The 19,291-nt window shown below is 50.3% G+C and carries 25 protein-coding genes; 1 reads left to right on the forward strand and 24 read right to left on the reverse strand.

The window, feature by feature from the left end:
- Nucleotides 1-110: 110 nt before the first annotated feature.
- From RSX24_RS05130 to RSX24_RS05210, 17 genes are all read right to left on the reverse strand, one after another.
- Nucleotides 111-776 (reverse strand): HAD family hydrolase, encoded by a 666-nt coding sequence (locus tag RSX24_RS05130; RefSeq protein WP_343259840.1) that lies wholly within the window; start codon nt 774-776, stop codon nt 111-113.
- A gap of 355 nt (nt 777-1,131) precedes the next feature.
- On the reverse strand, nt 1,132-1,614 hold the full coding sequence (locus RSX24_RS05135; protein WP_343259841.1) for a hypothetical protein: 483 nt from the start codon (nt 1,612-1,614) through the stop codon (nt 1,132-1,134).
- A 54-nt stretch (nt 1,615-1,668) separates the two neighbouring features.
- Nucleotides 1,669-2,070, reverse strand: a complete 402-nt coding sequence (locus RSX24_RS05140) for a hypothetical protein (protein ID WP_343259842.1) — start codon at nt 2,068-2,070, stop codon at nt 1,669-1,671.
- A 51-nt stretch (nt 2,071-2,121) separates the two neighbouring features.
- Nucleotides 2,122-2,469, reverse strand: coding sequence for a hypothetical protein (locus RSX24_RS05145; RefSeq protein ID WP_343259843.1), 348 nt, complete (start codon nt 2,467-2,469; stop codon nt 2,122-2,124).
- Nucleotides 2,470-2,477: 8 nt separating this feature from the next.
- Nucleotides 2,478-2,846, reverse strand: coding sequence for a hypothetical protein (locus RSX24_RS05150; protein WP_343259844.1), 369 nt, complete (start codon nt 2,844-2,846; stop codon nt 2,478-2,480).
- A gap of 71 nt (nt 2,847-2,917) precedes the next feature.
- Nucleotides 2,918-3,559 carry a hypothetical protein gene (locus RSX24_RS05155; RefSeq protein ID WP_343259845.1) on the reverse strand — a complete coding sequence of 214 codons (642 nt, stop codon included), beginning with the start codon at nt 3,557-3,559 and terminating at the stop codon, nt 2,918-2,920.
- Between the two features lie 87 nt (nt 3,560-3,646).
- The gene (locus RSX24_RS05160; protein ID WP_343259846.1) at nt 3,647-4,174 is read right to left on the reverse strand and encodes a hypothetical protein; all 528 of its coding nucleotides are present in this window, start codon (nt 4,172-4,174) and stop codon (nt 3,647-3,649) included.
- A gap of 11 nt (nt 4,175-4,185) precedes the next feature.
- The gene (locus tag RSX24_RS05165; RefSeq protein WP_343259847.1) at nt 4,186-4,677 is read right to left on the reverse strand and encodes a cysteine hydrolase family protein; all 492 of its coding nucleotides are present in this window, start codon (nt 4,675-4,677) and stop codon (nt 4,186-4,188) included.
- A 21-nt stretch (nt 4,678-4,698) separates the two neighbouring features.
- On the reverse strand, nt 4,699-5,745 hold the full coding sequence (locus RSX24_RS05170; protein ID WP_343259848.1) for a translation factor GTPase family protein: 1,047 nt from the start codon (nt 5,743-5,745) through the stop codon (nt 4,699-4,701).
- 14 nt (nt 5,746-5,759) lie between these two features.
- Nucleotides 5,760-6,770: a translation factor GTPase family protein gene (locus RSX24_RS05175; RefSeq protein WP_343259849.1), complete on the reverse strand. Its 1,011-nt coding sequence runs from the start codon at nt 6,768-6,770 to the stop codon at nt 5,760-5,762.
- Between the two features lie 13 nt (nt 6,771-6,783).
- Complete coding sequence (locus RSX24_RS05180) at nt 6,784-7,491, reverse strand: AAA family ATPase (protein ID WP_343259850.1); 708 nt, start codon at nt 7,489-7,491, stop codon at nt 6,784-6,786.
- A gap of 47 nt (nt 7,492-7,538) precedes the next feature.
- Complete coding sequence (locus RSX24_RS05185; protein ID WP_343259851.1) at nt 7,539-8,279, reverse strand: metallophosphoesterase family protein; 741 nt, start codon at nt 8,277-8,279, stop codon at nt 7,539-7,541.
- Between the two features lie 160 nt (nt 8,280-8,439).
- Nucleotides 8,440-9,459 (reverse strand): GtrA family protein, encoded by a 1,020-nt coding sequence (locus RSX24_RS05190; RefSeq protein WP_343259852.1) that lies wholly within the window; start codon nt 9,457-9,459, stop codon nt 8,440-8,442.
- 2 nt (nt 9,460-9,461) lie between these two features.
- Nucleotides 9,462-10,448, reverse strand: a complete 987-nt coding sequence (locus RSX24_RS05195; RefSeq protein ID WP_343259853.1) for a phosphodiester glycosidase family protein — start codon at nt 10,446-10,448, stop codon at nt 9,462-9,464.
- 182 nt (nt 10,449-10,630) lie between these two features.
- A complete protein-coding gene (locus tag RSX24_RS05200) occupies nt 10,631-11,590 on the reverse strand; it encodes a radical SAM protein (protein ID WP_343259854.1) in 960 nt (319 codons plus the stop codon).
- A 178-nt stretch (nt 11,591-11,768) separates the two neighbouring features.
- Nucleotides 11,769-12,245: a YfbM family protein gene (locus RSX24_RS05205; RefSeq protein ID WP_343259855.1), complete on the reverse strand. Its 477-nt coding sequence runs from the start codon at nt 12,243-12,245 to the stop codon at nt 11,769-11,771.
- A gap of 129 nt (nt 12,246-12,374) precedes the next feature.
- On the reverse strand, nt 12,375-12,956 hold the full coding sequence (locus RSX24_RS05210; RefSeq protein WP_343259856.1) for a GNAT family N-acetyltransferase: 582 nt from the start codon (nt 12,954-12,956) through the stop codon (nt 12,375-12,377).
- A gap of 234 nt (nt 12,957-13,190) precedes the next feature.
- Between RSX24_RS05210 and RSX24_RS05215 the strand changes: the two genes are divergently transcribed.
- Nucleotides 13,191-14,129, forward strand: coding sequence for a YxiH-YxzG fusion protein (locus tag RSX24_RS05215; RefSeq protein ID WP_343259857.1), 939 nt, complete (start codon nt 13,191-13,193; stop codon nt 14,127-14,129).
- Here RSX24_RS05215 and RSX24_RS05220 read toward each other — a convergent pair.
- The 7 genes from RSX24_RS05220 to RSX24_RS05250 form a co-directional block, all read right to left on the reverse strand.
- Complete coding sequence (locus RSX24_RS05220; protein ID WP_343259858.1) at nt 14,126-14,428, reverse strand: RNA polymerase alpha subunit C-terminal domain-containing protein; 303 nt, start codon at nt 14,426-14,428, stop codon at nt 14,126-14,128. The two genes, RSX24_RS05215 and RSX24_RS05220, sit on opposite strands and share 4 nt — an antisense overlap.
- Before the next feature lie 53 nt (nt 14,429-14,481).
- Nucleotides 14,482-15,075, reverse strand: coding sequence for a histidine phosphatase family protein (locus RSX24_RS05225; RefSeq protein WP_343259859.1), 594 nt, complete (start codon nt 15,073-15,075; stop codon nt 14,482-14,484).
- Nucleotides 15,076-15,144: 69 nt separating this feature from the next.
- The gene (locus RSX24_RS05230; protein WP_343259860.1) at nt 15,145-15,699 is read right to left on the reverse strand and encodes a DUF8617 domain-containing protein; all 555 of its coding nucleotides are present in this window, start codon (nt 15,697-15,699) and stop codon (nt 15,145-15,147) included.
- A gap of 36 nt (nt 15,700-15,735) precedes the next feature.
- Nucleotides 15,736-16,455 (reverse strand): hypothetical protein, encoded by a 720-nt coding sequence (locus RSX24_RS05235; RefSeq protein WP_343259861.1) that lies wholly within the window; start codon nt 16,453-16,455, stop codon nt 15,736-15,738.
- 69 nt (nt 16,456-16,524) lie between these two features.
- On the reverse strand, nt 16,525-17,211 hold the full coding sequence (locus tag RSX24_RS05240; protein WP_343259862.1) for a formylglycine-generating enzyme family protein: 687 nt from the start codon (nt 17,209-17,211) through the stop codon (nt 16,525-16,527).
- Between the two features lie 275 nt (nt 17,212-17,486).
- On the reverse strand, nt 17,487-18,164 hold the full coding sequence (locus tag RSX24_RS05245; protein ID WP_343259863.1) for an ABC transporter ATP-binding protein: 678 nt from the start codon (nt 18,162-18,164) through the stop codon (nt 17,487-17,489).
- Nucleotides 18,161-19,285 carry an ABC transporter permease gene (locus tag RSX24_RS05250; RefSeq protein ID WP_343259864.1) on the reverse strand — a complete coding sequence of 375 codons (1,125 nt, stop codon included), beginning with the start codon at nt 19,283-19,285 and terminating at the stop codon, nt 18,161-18,163. The genes RSX24_RS05245 and RSX24_RS05250 overlap by 4 nt, the downstream gene beginning before the upstream one ends.
- Nucleotides 19,286-19,291 lie beyond the last annotated feature (6 nt).

Raw genomic sequence — 19,291 nt, forward strand, 5'->3', positions numbered from 1 at the left:
GCGTTGTCCGGCTTTTCATAAAATGGCAATCCTTCGCTGGACGCTGCCCCCCATCTCGCTGCCGATTCCGCAAAAGAAGCGATATCATCGTTCTGCCATTCATCGGCTCTTCATAACAAATCCAGGACCTGCATCAGATCGCTGCATTCGTTATCTGGGATACAATCTCCTTTTAAAGGTCTGCTGTTCCGGTTCAACCAAACGGCCCGAATACCGACGCTCTGCGCACCATACACGTCGCTGACCAAAGAATCGCCGACATGTATAACCCGCTCAGGCTGCAGTCCGTACCGGGCGAGTGCTTCTTGAAACATCTCCGGTCTTGGTTTGTAGGCACGAACGTCTTCACTCGTGATGACTCCTGCTGCGTTCAATCCGTGATGTGCCATCGATGCCATAATGTCGTCCGTATCGATATTGGACAAAATATATACCGGTAGCGGTACAGCCTCCAGGAAGGGAATCGAGTCGGCAAAAATGCCGGGACGACGCCAATGCGCCAATTGTTCGCGATTCAATTCCCGTGGTTGCAGGTCTGCTTGAAAATGCCGGAGCGTTTCCGCCAAAGACCGTACATTCAGTTCCCTTTGCGATACGAAACGGCTGCCATGGCTATCGTGGAACATTCGCGAAAAGGCCTGCCACCAATAGCTCCCGATGTCGTGCGTTGTACAGTCCACACCTGCCGCCGCCCGCACCTGCTCGTAGATCGATGGAAGAATATGATCATCTTCATGCACGACCGTGCCGTAAAAGTCCAAGAAAATGGCGTCCATTCGTTTCCTCCTCAGGAATGAAATTAGCACGCGCTTATGATGAATATGGATATGTTGGAAAAATGCCACAAAACTATCATAACCGATCTCTACCATTTTGCGAACCGCCTGAGCGGATATAAAGAAAACGCCCCGCGCCTCTGTTTCGTTCAATAAAAAAGCCGCGCCACAGGCGAGAAAATTCCACCTGAATGACGCAGCGTTATGATAAAATCGGGTATTCACCCCAAAGTAAAAATTGATCAAAAAGAAGTTGTCCACATCCGAATACTCGCCAGCGCACATATACTACCTGGTTCATCCCCTTCCGGTTTCAGGCACAGTCCGTGAATCGGCTCCATCTTGCTGCGTCATCTCAATCATCTTTTTTTAGAAAATGAACGGTTTGGCGATATGTCTCCAAGTCATCCATGAACTTCAGGTTGACGGACGCCATCAACCGATCCAATTGCTCATAACCATGCAGCAAATCTTCTGCGAACCGGATCATGTCATCTCTGGAAAAGGAAAACCTGTGGGAGTGAGGAAGTGTTTTGTCTTCAAAAGGAGCCTCTTCTGTAATCCACCTGATCCCTGTTTCCTCATGCAGCACGTCGACGTAATATCCTCCACAGCCAAAGATACCGCAAGTGCAGGTAAACATGGGATACTTCCCAGGCTTCAACAACGAGCGGAAAAATTCCGCTTGGACAAAAACTTCGTCCTCACTCAGCTTCATACCGTTAATGTACAGCCGAAGCGACCACTCCACGACAGGCTTTCGCACACGCTTGTGTTTGGAAATATGGTGGAATGCCTCCTTGGTTGCCATCTGAAACTCGGCGGTTAACTTATCCATCGCTCTTAAAATTCCCCATTTGTGTCTCTCTCCCTGCGAAATATGCTATCAAAATTACGTGACGCCGTAATATTGCTTATACCCTTGCACCCACTCTTCCTTGGAAAAGTCGATGAAATCAAAAGGTTCGCATTCTTTAAGATACTTGAGTTCCTGCTTCGCTTGAGGATCGCCCCGTCGCTCAAGATAGTCCACCGTTGCCTGATATCCGGCTCCACATAATAATTGAACATCGATGTAGCTGGCGGCATCCTGATTTTTTTGCTTGGCTTGCCATATGATGTGCGTGTCCTCCACTTGCCCGATACAAAACAGCATAACGCACAACGTTCGCAGCAGCTCGTGATCCTCAGCCGCCATATGTTCAATCTCGCGCTTCAACAACTGACGGATCGGTTCCCGGTAAGCAGGATCAGGGTCCAATCCGTACAGCTCGAGTACAGCCTCTTCGTTCATCGAAGTCCCTTCCCGCTTTTTTCAGTATTTTATTTAACCGAACTCTTCATTTCAATACTCTCCGTTGTACTCCACATAATCAGTGCGTTTGAATCGTGCCACGTGATATGGAAGATAGATACCATGCGAGTGAGGAGAAAGGCTTTCGATGAACGCGATGGCCGCATCCACCATATCCTCGGAAACAAACCACGATTCATCCAAAAAACCGCTCAATAGTCCCTCATGTTTTCCTTTGCATTTCAATTGTAAATAGCCGTATCCCGGATCAACGAAGACCAGATTCACGATTTCATCGGCGGCAGGTTCGTTCTGACCATTATAAAATCGGACCATGATATCGTTTCCCTGACGGAAAATATCTACGTCGCATGAAAATTTTTCATAAACAAATTTCATCGTTTGATCTACCTTCCATGCATCAAGGAGCGATACGCCTCTTCAGCAGATAAGCCGTCCTTGACCAGATTGCCTTGCGGGTCGAATACCCGTACCCTGCCCCACATCTGATTAAGCCAGTCAGCATGCCGATCCGCTTCCCATCGTTCCTCATGCATCCAGTTTTCGTGCATCCGAGGCCGAATATGTTCAGGCACCCAACAGACCCGGAATCTCTCCAGCTTTTTGTATGAGATGTACTTTTCGATCCTTCTCCCATACTTGGACATGCCATATACCAATGCACTTTCTGCCATGCCGTGATGAAATAAAATGTACACCTTGGCCCCAACTCGAAGCTGGTTATCCGTAATAACATTTGCGATGACCGCATACATAAAAAACTCACCTCTGTTTCGCTGACGAACTTCATCGAGTCTCAACACGAATCCAGCCTATTCCCCTTCATTCAGGGCTCCCCGACTTGAGCGATAAATGAACTGCACCCCCATTGTTCAAACAACGTTCTAAGCGCATCCGCCGTATCCTGAATAAACGCATCCATCTCGGCCATTGAGATTACAGTCAAATCTGTATCAGGCTCTTGCGAGGCATCATTCAGGAAATCCAGCTTAGCTTCCCGGTATGGATAAATTTCCTCTTCCCCCAAACCTGCCAATGCATAAGCTTTGCCTTCGCTGAGCCGATCCAACCATTGACGGGCATCAGGGCGGTCGCGCAGCAGCATGAACTCCAGCTTCGCCACATCCTGGTTATATACTCTTCTGCCATCGGGATGCGTTTCATAAGGAGGGTAGATATCAAACGTCCATACACGGTCCGTGTACACATGGGCGATGTATCCGCGTAAGTAATCCATAAAAGCCGGATCAGAGATCGCCCGGTGTCTGTTAAGCTCAAGGAAATCTCCCAGTTCCTCATCGGTCGCAAACCTGCCTGCTTCAATCATCAGGTGGGTTTTGGCTTTTTCGGATCGATCATTACTTCTTGTATGTATGGCATCAGGAGCAAGGCTCCCGAGCAAAAACTCGGGAGACGGATTAGGCTCGATCGCAGCAGCAACCGCAAAATGAACCATGGGCCATGGCATCTGGCATTACTCCATTCTTTTATTATTTTGGAAAGATGGTACATCCATCAGGGAGGGGATGGCAGACACTGCATGGTTAGTCTGGATTTACTCCTCGGCATTGCAGATGATGCAGCCCAAGCAGGACAAATATACGCCATGAGCTCCGCACTTGGGATATCCATCGGGGATGGTTCCTTCGTCCTCGTCATCATCCAGCGCGCTCCACTCCAGGTAATGCCGGGCATCCACATCTTCTTCCTCAAAGGCTTCGATCATCCGGCGAAAATGTTCAAAACAGCTTTGCACCCATTCTTCATTCGGTTCGTAATCCAACACGGACCATCGTGTTCGAGCGATGACCCCATCAATGACGGATAACAAAAAGATCTTGCTCTCTTCAACGTCTTCGGGCAGCCACGGCATCTCCTCAAGATCGAAACCTACCGTCCCCCTGCCCAAAACGTTCTGGTCCCTCTGGGCAAGCCAAATGACAAATTGTTTGTCCCGGTCGGTTGAAGCTAGCGATGATCCGCTTAGTGCAAGCAATTCCATGAAAACCTGCATCGACGTATTGGACATGCGCAGGGACTCCAATTCGTTTTCCAATCGTTCAGGCACCGATATTTGATTCATTTCTTTGTGCCCTAGACTCGCGTCAGATAATCGACAACCGGATACGAAATCACGTTTCGATCCCGATACACAGAAGCTACCGCATCCGTATGCGTGCTGAGAATCCCGTTTTGAAGCATTACTGCCTTGAAGCCCCGTTCGAGCGCACCGTTGTATGTAAACAGAACACATTCCTCTGCAGCAAATCCGGCGATAACGACCAGTTTCACGCCTTTGCTTTCGAGCACCTGCTCCAGTTCGGTCTGCCAGAACGCATTCGAGCTCTCCTTGGTGATGATAAAATCAACGTCCTGCAGATCGACTTCGGGAATGAAATGAAGCTGCTCCCGGCCGGCTTCGTCCATACCCTCCACGTCCTGCACATGAACGACAAAGTGACTGTTGGACCGAAGCTGGTCCGCCACGTGATTGATGTACTCGCAAGCGTGGTCAATCGTTTGTTGATCCAGCTTGTTCCTTACGACCGTTTCCTGCATGTCTACTATAACCAAAGCTATACTCAATATATCGACTCCTATCGTGGTTCAACCCTCTCCCCAAAACGATTCAATCAATTGCTTCAGATGCCGCTCTGTTTCTTCTGTATCCCAGTGTTCAGAAAAGTGATATTCATGACTGTAATGATAGGCATCTTTCAAGTCGGACCGATCAATGATATCGTTTTCGAGTTCAGGAGGAACTTCATCATAATATGAAAATTGTACCATGAAATCCCTGTTATTTCGTATTTTATTATTGAAATAAGATAGGGTGGAAGCTTCCATGCCGCTCACGATCTGGTATAGTTGCCCCGGCATAAGGAGTCGCAGCGCTACATCTGCAACGACAGCGCCTCCTCCCGTCATTTCCACATATTCTATATTGCGTGCATTGATGCGTTCCAGTACATCGTTCACTTGTAAAATGTGCTTCTCTTCAACGGGAAACCTGACCTTCATCCATGGTTCGAGTACAACGGGCGACGCCTGATTGTAGGCTTCCCGGAACCCAAGAAATCCGGCGATTTTGTAAGCCATCATGCTCGCATCCGTGCTGTTGTAGGAACCGTTGAGCAGGCGTACGCGGATGTCCACAATGGGAAAGCGTCCTAGAATTCCACGGTGCATGATGCTCTGAATACCTTCGTCAATCGCCGGAATATATATTGCCGGGATAACGTTCTCATCCTCAACCTCATTGATAAACATGTAACCCTCGCCTCTGGGCAGCGGTTCGATGGCGATCCAGCAATGGCCATAAGTATCCCTGCCGGAGCTCTGCCTGATAAAGCGTCCTTCGGCCGTGACTGCTTCACGAATCGTCGTTTTGTACAATATTTGCGGATCTCCTACCGACAACCCCAATCCAAACCGATCTTTCAATTGTTCTGCCATTTCTCTAAGATACCATTCGCCCGGACCTGAAAGAATGATCTGTTTATGATCCTCATCCGTGTACATATCAAAACTCAAGCCCTCGTCAGCCATGTTCTTTAAGGCACGGAACATACCTTCAAATTCTCCTTTGGTATCCGGTCTCGATACCGTTATGTACATATAATTTTCAGTGTTGCTGATCTGCACTTTCTTCACTCCTCCCTCCTGTTTTAGCCTCTCGAATCTTCCCAGAATGAATCCACATAGTCACTCAGATAACGATCCTCAGACTCCTTGCCCCACTTTTCCCATTGAAAAAGATCCCGGTAATAGGCATCTGCCAAATGGGATGTCGCAATTATCGTTTCCTTCAAATCCTCTGGGATCGGATCATAATACGCCAACTCTACGGTACATTGCCCGGCACTTTTCAGGTTTTCTTGGATCTGCTCACGATACTGAAGCCACTCCCTTAAAGGAACTTCGGCTTGCAACGAAATGCTGCCATCCGCATGTTCGCTCACATTACTGCTAGGACCAAGGAGTTGTGCAGCAAGTGACAGCAGGTTGGCATTGTTGTGGGTTACCTTCATTTCAACGTTCATATACGGCTCAAGAAGAACAGGATCGGCCTGACTGTACCCATTCCTAAAACCTATAGATGCAGCAATCTTATATGAAAATACGTTTGAATCCTGTTCATGGTATGCCCCGTCATACAAACGGACTAAGACATCGACGATAGGCAAACCGCCGGTAAGTCCCCTATACATCGTGCTCTTCACACCTTCTTCAACCGCTGGAATGTACTCCTCGGGAATCACTTCATCATCTTCAATTAAATTGACAAACTCGTATCCTCCGCCTCTCGGAAGAGGCTCACACCTGAGCGAGCAAACGCCGAATTTATGTATGCCTCCGTTTTGTCTGACGTACCTTCCTTCAGATTCTACCGTTTTTCCAAGCGTCGTTTTATACAATACCTTGGGTTCCTGCTCCGCAACCATCACTTCCAACCCAAACTCACGCTTAAGTCGATCCATGATTTGATTGAATTGTTGCTCCCCTTGTACCGCAATGATGAACTGTTTTCGAACCTCTTCCCCGTAAACCGCAAAATTCAATCCCTCTTCTGCCAAACGTTTAAGGGCCAGCAGCATTCTTTTCAGTTCTTCCTTCGTCTTAGGCCGATCAATCGTGTAAGTCATGCAGAGATCAGCCCAATGAACGGTTTTCATCATAATCCCCCCTCTTTTAATCTCTGAATAATTCATCCAGCATCCGCCTCCGGTTTTCCAAAAAGCTGCGCGTGATTTGATAATGCTCTGTCTCCTCATAGTCCACCGTACAAATGCCGCTCTCGTCAAACCTCCAAATCTCCGCATCCGGATATCCGAGCAAAATCGGGGAGTGCGTGGCGATGATGAATTGGGACGTGGATGACATGTCATGCAATATTCGCAAAAGGGACAGCTGCCGGGCCGGCGACAACGCTGCCTCGGGCTCGTCCAACAGATAGATGCCTTTCGAATCGAAGCGATTCACGAACAGGCTCAAAAAAGATTCGCCATGCGATTGTTCCAGCAAAGAGCGTCCGCCATATCGTCCAGTTGCTCCTACATCGTCAATATGCTCGGCGAACTGATAGAACGATTCCGAACGCATGAAAAAGCCGTTGGACATTTTGGGCAGCCAGGCCAGACGCAAATAATCGCCCAACGCCGATTCGGAGGCATGCACGTCATAGACGTTGTTCTTCCCGCCTCCGGCCGTGTTGAAGCCGCATTGGTGGGCAATGCCCTCCAGCAGCGTCGACTTGCCCGATCCATTCTCCCCTACGAAAAACGTGACGTTGCGTCTGAATTTCAGCCGGGTCAAACGTTTGATCGCCGGGATGGTGAACGGATATTGACGCGGCTTGTCCACGTGCCCTTTCATCAATTCCACGCTCCGCAAAAACATGGGCTCACTCCTTTTTTTGATGGGTCAGTCTATAAAGCAACCTTACCTTAAGGTTTGGCTTTCCCCGTTCGCAATGCAAACGCATAGTCTTCTCGTCCGTTCTGCAAGGCAATCCGGCTGGCTTGTTCCCAATCGTATTCGACCAGGACATGCTCCACAACCCAGTTCCCTGCTTCCTGACGATGCGCCAGAACATACTCTGCATAGGGAGTTCCGGATTCCATGACATGTGGATAGGGCTCTTCGTCCTCATAGGCGGGCAGTCCGACGCTGCCGGCATTCACCACTATTTTCCCTCCTGGTAAGTGCAGCGATTTGAACACATGGCTATGCCCGCAAAACACGACCTTCTCCGGGATCGGATCAAGCTCCTTTTCCAATCGGTCAGCATCCTTATAATGAACCCCATCGGGAGTTACCTTTTCCAGCAAATACGCATGATTCAGCCAAGGTGTCCCATGACAGAACAATAACTCTTCGTAAGACCAGGTTGCTTGGAACGTACCGATCCATGACAGCATGGTTTCATCCAGCAGCGGCCTGACGAAAGCATGGGTAAGCGATTCATGCTCTGCCTTTAGCAGCAGTGCGTCGCAATTCCCCATAATGTGAATCATACGTTCATGCCCCATCAATAGTTTTGCGGTCGCCAGCGGATCGATGGGTCCAAACAGGCTGTCTCCCAAGTTAACGACCAGATCCACATCACGTGCAGCAATGTCCTGCAGCACCGCCTCCAGCCCAAGATGGTTGCCATGAATATCGGATATGACAGCAATCGTTTTCATGCTTTCCCTCCTGTGAAACAATATGTTATTCCATCATACAACACACCAATGCATTATCGGGACATATTTCGTCGCCGCAACTTCTTATGGGGATCACTTACCAACATTCTCGCGTCACATTTCAAGCCAAACAAAAGAGCAAGCTTTACGCTTGCCCCTTTCAAGAACGGTATACGAATCTGCGCTGCGCCCAATAGCTGAACAGGAAAACGGTCACTTCCGTCAGCACCTTGGCAATGATCAGTGGAATGATCAACTGTTGGTTATAGAAATACAGCAGGCCGTAGTTCATGAACAAAACCAGAACGACGAGCGCAAAATACTTTGGCATCGATTTGCTGATCTTCGACGTTTTGCCGCCTGAGAAGACATATTTGCGGTTCATCGTATAATTGAAGATCGAGCTGCACAACCTCGCGGTCACCACCGACAGGAACAGATTGCTGGTCATGTATTGGATGAGGAACAGCAGCGCAAAATCAATCAAAGCCGATATGACGGACGAGGTGCTGAACATGAGAATCGGCAAGTAGATGCGGAACGAGTCGACGAGCGGACGAAAGTGGGACGATTTGTTGTGATCCAGATACACCGTATCAATGAACACCTCCGTGACGGGATAGCCTTCCTTGTTGGCGTTCAGCAGCATGTTCATCTCGTACTCGAAACGGTCGCCCGGAACCTCGCAGAGCCAGTCCAGCATGGAATACGGAAAACCGCGCAAACCCGTTTGCGTATCATACACCTTCGTTCCGGTCGTTAATTTGAATACACCTCTCGTCACGCTGTTGCCGAAACGGCTGCGAAGCGGGACCTTGCCCGCAAACTTCCGGCTGCCGAGCACCATGCCCGGCCCGGTTTGCTGCTGCAGCGCGTCCACGACGCGTTTGATGTCATGCGGCAAATGCTGTCCGTCGCTGTCCGCGCAGACCACGTATCCTTGCGGCCCGAATTCGCGAATGTGCCGGAAACCCGTTTTGAGCGCCCGCCCCTTTCCCAGATTGACGGGATGCGTCAGGACGGTACAGCCATAAGCTTCCGCCGTTTCGAAGATTCCCCGGTATTTCGGGCCGCTGCCGTCATCCACAATGACGATGGGACCAAGTCGGAACGTCTGGAGCTGCATGATCAGGTTGAGCAAACGGACATCCGGCTCATATGCGGGTATTAAAATCGTCATGATCATTCACTCTCCTTCAGGTACAGGATGTCGCTTACGCCGCGTTCACTGTTTTTGCCCAGCGGATTGTTTACGACTCTGCCCATGAAATACATTGTTGACGAACCGCCGCCGTCCAGATTGTAAGCCTCGGTCGCCCCCAGATCCTTCATCGTCTGCGCCAGCTCGGCGAGCGTCATGCCCCGGCTGTCTTGCTGCCGACCGTCAACAACGACGAACACATAATGGTTCGGTGCAATCATGCCGATGGCGGTGCGTGGATTCGCATCCTGAATGGATCGGTTGCCAAAGTTTTTGTCGATCTCGACATGGCTGAAATCACTCGTAATCTCGCCGTCCTTTACCAGGATCGGCCCAAAAGACAACGTATTGGTCACTCCTTCAGCCAGCAGTTCCGAGGAGGAGACCTCCGTTTCGCTGTACGTCTTCATCGTACCGTCGCTCAGCAAAGCCATCGCGTCCCGGACCGGTTCATCCCGGTAGAGCGTGCCATTGCGAATAATGACGCCATCGTCACGAAAACCGTAATAGTCGCCGTTGATGGCAAAGATCGCATTGTTCGCTGCAGCAATGTCCGACGTATCTTCGGTAATGTTCGTTCCGAAGCTGTTGTCTGCCAAAGCGGCTTGCAGGCTGCTGGCATCCTTCATCACAACGTCGGCAACATAGTAGGTAATCTGGTCCGAACCGGAGCCAGTCTGCACTTTATCAATGCTGATGTCCAGGCTGTCACTGGAATAGTTCCAGTCATCGTAATTGGCATTGGCTTCCGCGGCAGTCGTCGTGACGTCGGTCGATGAGCTGGCCTGTGCGGTATTGTCAGCCGCAACGACGACTTCGACGTGCCGGATCAAATAACGGTCCGCGAGGCTGTACACGACGGTTCCGAGGCCCAGGACCACAACCATCGAAGCCGTCAGCCAGATGCGTGTTCGTTTGCTTTTCGTGCCGGAGCGCTGCTCCCGTGGGGGATTATATGGTTTCATCATTTGGACGTTCACCTCATCAAGTTCTTTCATAAGCACATGATAGAGCCGGTTGCTTAAATGAATCTGAAACATGCCGGCTCTGCCGAAGGGCAAAAAAAAGAAGGCCGCCCTCCCTTTATTCAGGGATAAGGCTGCCTTCATTACTTTTGATATACCTTGGAAGGAAGTCATCTTTCCAATCGTTATGCTTTATTTGAAAAGAGTGCATCGTAGGCCGGGCAAGGGCGTTGGGTCAAAAACTCCGTGAGCGCTTCCGGTTGCTGTACATAAATGTCTTTCAGCGATGTACCGTTATAAATGTTGCCGATGACGACCGGGTGGCATAATTCGCAGATCAGGATGTCTCCGTTGCCGTGCAAATGCAGCTGCTTCGTGCCGTCCACGCAGTTGGAGAAGTACACACCCGGCTGTTCATGTAACCCGAGCCGCTCCGCAAAACGATCCATGCACGTGAAATACAGCGTCGTATCCTCCCGTTTGTTCGCAATCAATTCATTCACCGATTGAACTAGCGCTTCCTGCGTCGCAATCCTGTCCCAATTGCTGTGCGGCATGACGATACTGTTCTGTATTTCATGGATGCGTACGCCTAGCTCATATACCTTCTCGCTGATCGCGGCCATGTTGGATTGAGTGCCTTCGAAGAGTAAGGTCTCTAATACCGTTTCCAGTCCGGCTTCCGCACACATGCGGATGTTCTGCTCTAACCGCGCATACATCCGAGGATGCACTCGGTAATAAGCCGCGTATTCTTCCGCATTGGTATAATTGAACGAAATATGGATGTTGGACAACCCTGCGTCACGCAGCGCAACAATCCGTTCCTCCGTCAGTAGGCTGGCGTTGGTGTTCAGCTGTGTATCAATGCCATTCGCCCCGCAGTAAGATACGATGTCCAAACAATCCTGGTACTTCAGCGTCACCTCTCCCCCGGACAAGCGCACACGCTTCAAAGCAGGAAGTTCACGGATGATGCGTATAACCTCCTCCCCGCTGATGCATTGCCCGTCGTCCCGGTTATAGGCGCAGCAATAATCGCATTTGTAATTGCAGTTGGAGGTGACCCCGACCTCCAGTCCTTCCAAATCGTATACGCCGGGCGTTTCAAGCTCCAGCGCTTTGTACTTGTTTTTTGCAGTCATGCCATAGACCTCCCGTACATCCTGATTCGGCATTGCCGATAACCCAAAAAGTATACAGGACTCACGTACGGCCTGAATATGACATTTCCCATATGGCATACTCGTCCTCAGCTTTTCAACGCCATTGTTCAAACGAAGAAAAACCATCTCCCGGAAACGAGACATGGTTCTATTGCCATCAGAAAATATAAAACACGATACCTTTCCCCTCTGCCACGCTCTTGGCATAAAAACGCCCGATTTTGTCCAAGTTGACCTTCAGATAGTCGTAAAATTCCTGTTGTTCGTCTCCCTCCACAAGAGGGTAGATCTGCTCGTCCACCATCGTTTGGAAGTCATAACGTTCCTTCAGCTCATCTTCGGTCACCCTTTCCAAATAAACCGCTGCTTCCTTCACTTGATCGACAAATAGATAGAACGCACCGAAACTCTCAAAATCGAGATACTGCTCGTCCCGCAGAGGTACGACATAGCCTTGCGGCGGTTCACCGTCATTCAACTCTTCGGTTAACCAAAAATGAATGCCTTCCCAAGACTTATCAATATCCAATCCCTCGTATTTCTGCAGATCCACGTCATTTAAAAGCAAACTGCCTTCTGCTAATTTCACGATTAACTCGTTCGGCATTGCCACATATTGTCCGATCATTCCCATGGTTTGGCCTCCTTATCCATAAAATCCACCCAGATGTATCCTGAATCCAGAAATCTCCGTGGAAAAAGACGTCAATGCTTGAGCTGGAGTATCAGGCATTTTTCCTGATGCGCCCTTCATAACCGTACCCTAACTGTCACTACATCCTGACTCAAAATCCACACGAATGATGGCATAGAGCTTCAAGTTCAATCTCTGTTCTTTCACCTGCATATAGCTCCGGAGCGTACCTTCATAGGTCATACCTGCCTTCTCCATGACTCTGGCTGATCCTATATTTTCCACCATGCATTTCGCCTCAATACGCTCAAGCCCCATCTCCTCGAAGCCAAAACGGATCACCCTGCGAATAACCTCGCTCATGATGCCTTTATTCCAGTATGAAGGAGACAATACATATCCAAGCTCGGCGGTAAGCTGACTTTGATTGCAATTGACATAGTTGCAGCTGCCAATCAGATTTCCTGATCCTTTGTCTTCGATTCCCCATGGCCCTATTTTTCGCGTCTCGTACTGATTTTGGATAAAATCGATAAATCCCCGAGTATCTTCCCTGCTCTGATGCGCATCCCATGTTGTGAACTGCGAAACGACGGGAATCGAGCAATATGCGTACATATCTTCCAAATCTTCATGCGTAATCGGCCGAAGCCAGGTACGTTCCGTTTCCAGCCTCGGAAATGGATCAAAGCATTGCTCCATCGTTTGCATGAAACCGCCCCCTGATTTTGAATTACAAATCTCATGGAAAATATTTCATTCGGGATATTAGACTAATCTATAGGATTTGTTATTTTTAGGAAACTAAAAAATGAGCAGCCATAATCCCCTTCTTGATATCGCTATACTTTTGCCATGTTCTGTGCACAATTCCGGCGCCATAATGAATGTATGCATTTTGTGGGAACGGTATTGATTCGGAGAAATAAGAGAGGAGAATGGCCTATGGCTAACCCAAAAATAAAACTGCATCCCCTGCACGACATCGCTGCGTACACGGAGGGATACGAAGTGGTATCGACCCAACTCGGCGGAGATGGCCGGATTTACGTGCTGCTGATCGACCGCATCCCCGAAAGAGAAGAGGGCATGTTCGTTCCAGCCAAGCTGCGGCAATTCCGGACGTACAAAGCGTTGATCATCGGGGATTCCTGCATTCAGGAAGTGCTGCTCTGGGGACAAACGTTCAACTATCATTACTTGCAGCCTCTGGGTGAGCATTTGCTCCTGGTTGGCGCACGCTGCACGCGTTATGGGGACGGCAAGCATGATCTCAACGCCAAAGTCATCGATGCCGAAGGAATTACGGTTCGTGAATTTTTGCTGGGAGACGGCATCCAAGATGTTCAGGTGACGGAGGATGGCACGATCTGGACCGGGTACTTCGACGAGGGGGTATTCGGCAATTATGGCTGGGGTGAACCCGTTGGGGCACAAGGACTTATTGCCTGGGACGATCAAGGCAACAAACGCTTCGAAAATCAAGCAGCCGACATCGCAGATTGTTATGCCTTGAACGTCGTGAACGAACAGGAAGTTTGGTTCTACTATTACGCGGATTTCAAGCTTGGCCTGATTAGAGGCGGCACCCATCGCCCGCAGACCACGTTCATCAATCCTGGCCTGTCGGGCTCTTCCGGGTTCTGCACGGATGGTTACCACTTCCTGTTCGACGCGGGGTATGGCAAGCATGGTTTCTTCGTTTTGAAAAAACAGGATAAGCCCGGCCGTCTGACCAAAGGGCAGCGCATTTCATTTGTAAATGAAGATTCCCAACCATTGCAGGCCGCGCGGCAAAGCTTTCGCCAGCATCAATTGCTCTTAAGCGAAGGAAGCAAGCTGTACTTGACCGATGTTGGGCAATTGGCTGCAGTGCTGGACTAAGGCGTGTTCTCCTTGAAGGACAATCCGGCCTCAGCAAGCGATTGTCTGAGCTTGGGCATGGAAGAGGGGCCGATGCCGTGCAGCTTCAGGATTTCTTTTTCGGTATGGGCGGACAGTTTGTCTAAATCCGTGATTCCCTCCCCTGCCAATGCCCGTCGGGCTGGCGCGGACAACTGTGCCAGGAATCCGTCCCGGGGTTTCCGTTCCTGCTCGCAGACCGGACAGGTCGGGCAATCGCTTGTTTTGTAATACACGTGGCCCCCGGCACAGGTTCTGGCTTCGCTTTTTTCCTGAGTCATATTGCGCGAACACCCTTTCTTTTTCGTTTTATTCGTTTAGGGATAACATATACTCACAAATGGCTTTTACTATTTTTCTCGCTCACGACCCACTGATCCTGCCTCTGCTCAATGACATGCATACTTGTATGCTCTGCCGGAAAAAAAGGAACCCGATTCGTCCACCGTTCTCCGGATAAATGATAATATAACGCGTTAATGACGCCACCATGGGTGACGAGCATAACGTTGGATTCAATCTGCCGCACTGCAAGCTTGGCGCACAATTCATCGAATGCTCGCGTAATTCTCTCGTAAAAATGCGCCGGGGTTTCGCCGCCCGGAAAAGGGGTATCCATCTCCAGCGTATTGAAATACACGCCGGGATACTTGGCTTCTGCTTCCGAATGCGGTATTCCGGCCAGCAAGCCGTTATTCATTTCACGCCATGCCGGCAACAATTCGGCTTTTAACCCCACCCCTTGTTCAAGCACCTTGACCGTCTGGGCAGCACGCGTGAGGTCGCTGCTCAGCAGACTCGCTTGGCGCTGTAAATGTTCAGCAAGCCGCTCCGATTGCCGAATACCTTCATTCGTCAAGCCCCGGCTGCTCCATCCACCCCGGTATCCTTCCTCATCGCTCCCATGCCTGACCAAAATGATTTTCATAATGACACGCTCCTGTTATGTCTGATTGCAATCAGTCACAACCCCATAATCTCACCAGTCCAACTTGAACTATAAGATGACGTCACTTTGCCAGGTATGGATGAGGACGTCATTTCTTTTCAGTGTGGCCGACCGAAGGCGCTGCCGCTGTTCCTGTTCGTTGAAAGCAGAATCATAGGCTGCCTTTAACTCTGTCCACTCCCGGAATTCCGTGTTAAACCGATGATCCCCCCACAAATATCCTTTGATGTCTCCGGTTCGTTCATCGCTCCAGTCCCCGATCAGAAATCCTTTCCACTCTTCTCCAAAAACGGAACCCAGCGTTCGCGATCCAGTGTAAGGTTCTGTTTTGACGAAACGCTCCAACCCTCCATCAACTTTATCCACGATTAAGGCTCCGCATTCCGTACACTGGTATATCGTCCTTTCCAGCTTGGACAACAACCTGCGCATATGCATGGCTGCATGCTCTTTCTCTTCCGCAGAAGGTCCCGACTGCTCAATGGCCCGATCCATCGCATCCATCAAATCATCCCAGTCCTGATCCGAAATCAGATGACCTTTATACGAAAGATTGTCGGTAGAATCCACAATGACGCCACCGCATGCGCAGCTAATTTTCATCGTTCCCCCTCCTTCTTCGTTTCACGTTGATTTCGCTTATTTAGCTTCTCCGGTGTTCACCTTGTCATGTTCTGAAAATACATAAACATAGCTATTCTCGCTTCCTTGGTATTCTTCATATAAACGAATCAATTCCAAGGTCTGTTCCCGGATCAATTCAGCCTTTCGCAAAAGGGACGCACTCGTAGCCAACGTTCCGTAGCTTCTATTCGCAGGTTGTTCCTCAATATCCGTAAAAGAAAGTTTCTCCAGGACGGCAGCCTGTTCCACGAATGCTTCATAATTTTGTTCAAGCCGATCCAACGCGTCCCGGTCCTCTTCAAAATCCATTAACGTCCGTAACTGGCTTATTACGTTCTGCCACTCCTCCCCCCAAGCCTGTGAATATTGCTGCCCAAACTGATTCATTTCCATCGTGGATGCGGACAACTCAAAATGCTCGTCAACGCCGTAGGACCGGTCAATCACGTTATCATACGACGTATCCGTTACGGCTGACGCTATCACAGGCCCTTCGTCCGACGGATTTGAATTCGATTCTCCAGAATGATTCTCTTCTTCCGTTCGTGCCGCTGCTCCGTGCTCCTGAGCGTCGTTAACATGGTCATCCAATGTCTCTGCCACCTTCATTCCGCTGGACAAAGCACTGCCGGAAGCATCGTCCTTCATACTCTCTACCGTTGGACTTGCACTTGAGCAGCCTGCAAGCAGCAGCCCGATCACCCCAGCCACCAAACCTAGCCCATATTTCCTCATATAACCTCCAGAACGAAACGATTAAAATGGTTGGAACTTCAACACAAACGTATGGGTTAACCCGATGTGCTACCTCGACCTCGCCAGGCGAAATCCCAAATCCTCGATCCCGAATGTCGGGTGACTGCGCCGTCGGCATGTCGCACCGCAGCCTCTCGCCTCTTCCGCCCAGCTTCCTCCGCGAAAAATGCGGTACGAACCATAAACCTCCTCATCGTAAAGATCCCAGCACCATTCCCAAACGTTGCCGAGCATGTCGTAAAGTCCCCATGCATTGGGTTCTTTCTGGCCCACGGGCTGGGGCTTGCCGTTGGAATTTTGCGCATACCAACCGATGTCATCCAATTCCCCGTATCGGTAACCGGCTGTTCCGGCTTTACACGCATATTGCCATTCAGCTTCCGTGGGGAGCCGATAGCCGTCCGCTTCCTTTTTCCATCTGACCGTCTGACCATCCTCATGAATGCAATAGGATTCGGGCAGTCCGGCTTGCTGCGACATGGCATTACAGAAACGTATGGCGTCGAACCAGGACACATTCACCACAGGAATGCGCCCCTCGGAAGATGAAGCGGCGTTTTCCCCGGTACGCGTAAGGGAAGCATAAAGCTCCTGCGTGACCGGATAAACTGCTAATTCAAAGGGCAGAATCGTCTCGGTCCATTGCGTCTTTTTTCGATCATCCCTTAATTCAACAACGCCCTCTGAAATCTCCACCATAGGTGGAATGTGAATTCGATCATTTGAACCTGGCATCGGATTCCCCCTTGAAAATGAAAGAATAACTGGCGGTATGCCTTTCTCCCCTTCATATCGCATTTTGAAGATTATACCATCCATTTTTCACCATTGCTTATTATTCTTATTATGGATTCCACTTGTTTCATCCTGCATTGGTTCTGGACTGGTGCTGCGCTGCATGGAAAAAAGCCGCCTCCCCTGCCAAACCGGAAGGAAGAAGCGACTCTTTAATGATAATGCCTACAATGAGACCGTTGAAATTCATTCAAACCATGTTCAAACTAACGCCTTTACTCTGCAGCCAGCTTGCCGTTCTTCAAGAACAGCACCCGGTCCACGAATGGCAGCACGCGTTCATCATGGGTTACCATGACCGCGCTCTTGCGCTGCTCCTTCACTTGAGCAGCCAGCATGCGCACAACGTCGAGCCCCCGCTCGGCGTCCAGGCTGGCGGTCGGCTCATCCGCGAGCAGCACGGCCGGATCGTTCATCAGGGCACGAGCAATCGCAACCCGTTGGCGTTCCCCGCCCGACAGCTTTTCGGCATACGCTTTGCGGCGGTGGGACAAACCCACCTTCTCGAGCAATTCGTCGATTCGTTTCGCCGCCTGCCCTTGATCCATTCCTGCCAGCTTTGCGATCAGCATCAACTGCTCATCAACCTTCAGGTACGGAATCAAATTCGCGCTTTGGAACATAAATCCGATCTTCTGCAGCCGCAGGTCGGCGATCCCCTGCTTGCCTTTGGCTTGGATCGGCTTGCCGTCCAGCAGCACTTGTCCTTTCGTCGGTTCAAGCAGCGCACCAGCGATGGACAGGAACGTGCTTTTTCCGGAGCCCGACGGACCCATGACCGCTACCAATTCCCCTTCTTTCACCTTCAGCTCCAGCTTGTCCAGGATCGTGCGTTTGCTGCCTCCATCTTCGAAGGCATGCGTTATGCTGTGCATTTCCAGTCGGTTACTCATGCTGCCGTCCTCCCAATCGCATCCAATGCGTCAATTCTGGTGACCTTCCATACCGAAAACAGCGATCCCGCCAGCGACATGGCCAAGAACAGCACGCAAGTCAGGGTTAGCGTGGAAGCGCCGAGTTGGAATGGCATCGAAGCTGGCAAAACCGACTCGAACAATCGGACCAACAACACGCTGATCGCCAAACTGCCGACGGAAAGCAGCAATATCTGGAGCGTAACGCTTCCGGCAAGATACCCGTTCCGGGTCCCGATGGCTTTCAGAATGCCGAATTGGCTCGTTTTTTGGATCGTGATGACGTAAAAGAAAACGGCGAGCACAAAGGCCGAAATCACGTACAAAAATGCAATCATCATCAGGAGAGAACCTTGCTCCTCTTTGTAACCGGGGATGGCCGAAATCGCTTCGGATTTCGTGATTACTTCGGTGCCGGGTACGGCAGCCGCCAGACGTTCGGCATCCATGTCTGCACCCTTGACGGCAATCGCGTTGTATACGAGAGATTGCGCAGATGCCGCTCCTTCAGCATTCCGCGCCGGCCCCCGAAGTTCCCGCCAATCTTCGTCGGTCAAATAAACCACCGGCGCATGGCTGAACGATTCGTCGTTTACGAACCCGCTCACCGTCCACTCCTTGTCCGAGGCCTGATCGACCAGCACCGTGCCGATCTTCACGCCGGACTCTTCCAGCTTCCGGTCCACAATGACCTGCCCCTGCCGCAATTCAGCCATGGGAGTCCCCTCCGTTACTGTCGGAGCCAGCCAGCCCTTCGGGTGAACCGTAAATAGCGCCACGTCAACCTTCGTCGTTTCCCCTGACGGGCTGACCGTCGTCATTTTCACGCCCAGCGATTCGGCATTGCCTTGTCCCGCCAAGGAGCCCGCTTGATCGACCTGCTCCTGATTCACCTGGGAGCGTGTAAAGCGATGATTCGAATCCTGCTCCAACACAAAGTGGGTTGCTGCCATATTTTTGATCGATGCCGCATTGTCGTAGGCGAGCCCTTGAGCCAGTCCCGTAACGAACAGCACCAGAAACGAAATCAGCACCATGATCGCCCCGATCAGCGCATAACGTCCTTTTGCAAACCTTATTTCACGAATAGCCAAATACACGTTGTT

The organism is Paenibacillus hubeiensis (genome assembly GCF_032334105.1).
Lineage (GTDB): Bacteria > Bacillota > Bacilli > Paenibacillales > Paenibacillaceae > Paenibacillus > Paenibacillus hubeiensis.

Excerpts from the sequence above, each read along its gene's own strand:
- RSX24_RS05135 (WP_343259841.1), bottom strand. The coding sequence starts at position 1,614 with ATGGATAAGTTAACCGCCGAGTTTCAGATGGCAACCAAGGAGGCATTC.
- RSX24_RS05205 (WP_343259855.1), bottom strand. The coding sequence starts at position 12,245 with ATGGGAATGATCGGACAATATGTGGCAATGCCGAACGAGTTAATCGTG.
- RSX24_RS05235 (WP_343259861.1), bottom strand. The coding sequence starts at position 16,455 with ATGAGGAAATATGGGCTAGGTTTGGTGGCTGGGGTGATCGGGCTGCTG.
- RSX24_RS05245 (WP_343259863.1), bottom strand. The coding sequence starts at position 18,164 with ATGAGTAACCGACTGGAAATGCACAGCATAACGCATGCCTTCGAAGAT.
- RSX24_RS05210 (WP_343259856.1), bottom strand. The coding sequence starts at position 12,956 with ATGCAAACGATGGAGCAATGCTTTGATCCATTTCCGAGGCTGGAAACG.
- RSX24_RS05140 (WP_343259842.1), bottom strand. The coding sequence starts at position 2,070 with ATGAACGAAGAGGCTGTACTCGAGCTGTACGGATTGGACCCTGATCCT.
- RSX24_RS05225 (WP_343259859.1), bottom strand. The coding sequence starts at position 15,075 with ATGAAAATCATTTTGGTCAGGCATGGGAGCGATGAGGAAGGATACCGG.
- RSX24_RS05155 (WP_343259845.1), bottom strand. The coding sequence starts at position 3,559 with ATGCCATGGCCCATGGTTCATTTTGCGGTTGCTGCTGCGATCGAGCCT.
- RSX24_RS05200 (WP_343259854.1), bottom strand. The coding sequence starts at position 11,590 with ATGACTGCAAAAAACAAGTACAAAGCGCTGGAGCTTGAAACGCCCGGC.
- RSX24_RS05185 (WP_343259851.1), bottom strand. The coding sequence starts at position 8,279 with ATGAAAACGATTGCTGTCATATCCGATATTCATGGCAACCATCTTGGG.
- RSX24_RS05160 (WP_343259846.1), bottom strand. The coding sequence starts at position 4,174 with ATGAATCAAATATCGGTGCCTGAACGATTGGAAAACGAATTGGAGTCC.
- RSX24_RS05240 (WP_343259862.1), bottom strand. The coding sequence starts at position 17,211 with ATGCCAGGTTCAAATGATCGAATTCACATTCCACCTATGGTGGAGATT.
- RSX24_RS05145 (WP_343259843.1), bottom strand. The coding sequence starts at position 2,469 with ATGAAATTTGTTTATGAAAAATTTTCATGCGACGTAGATATTTTCCGT.
- RSX24_RS05190 (WP_343259852.1), bottom strand. The coding sequence starts at position 9,459 with ATGACGATTTTAATACCCGCATATGAGCCGGATGTCCGTTTGCTCAAC.
- RSX24_RS05220 (WP_343259858.1), bottom strand. The coding sequence starts at position 14,428 with ATGACTCAGGAAAAAAGCGAAGCCAGAACCTGTGCCGGGGGCCACGTG.
- RSX24_RS05215 (WP_343259857.1), top strand. The coding sequence starts at position 13,191 with ATGGCTAACCCAAAAATAAAACTGCATCCCCTGCACGACATCGCTGCG.
- RSX24_RS05175 (WP_343259849.1), bottom strand. The coding sequence starts at position 6,770 with ATGATGAAAACCGTTCATTGGGCTGATCTCTGCATGACTTACACGATT.
- RSX24_RS05195 (WP_343259853.1), bottom strand. The coding sequence starts at position 10,448 with ATGATGAAACCATATAATCCCCCACGGGAGCAGCGCTCCGGCACGAAA.
- RSX24_RS05230 (WP_343259860.1), bottom strand. The coding sequence starts at position 15,699 with ATGAAAATTAGCTGCGCATGCGGTGGCGTCATTGTGGATTCTACCGAC.
- RSX24_RS05180 (WP_343259850.1), bottom strand. The coding sequence starts at position 7,491 with ATGTTTTTGCGGAGCGTGGAATTGATGAAAGGGCACGTGGACAAGCCG.
- RSX24_RS05130 (WP_343259840.1), bottom strand. The coding sequence starts at position 776 with ATGGACGCCATTTTCTTGGACTTTTACGGCACGGTCGTGCATGAAGAT.
- RSX24_RS05150 (WP_343259844.1), bottom strand. The coding sequence starts at position 2,846 with ATGTATGCGGTCATCGCAAATGTTATTACGGATAACCAGCTTCGAGTT.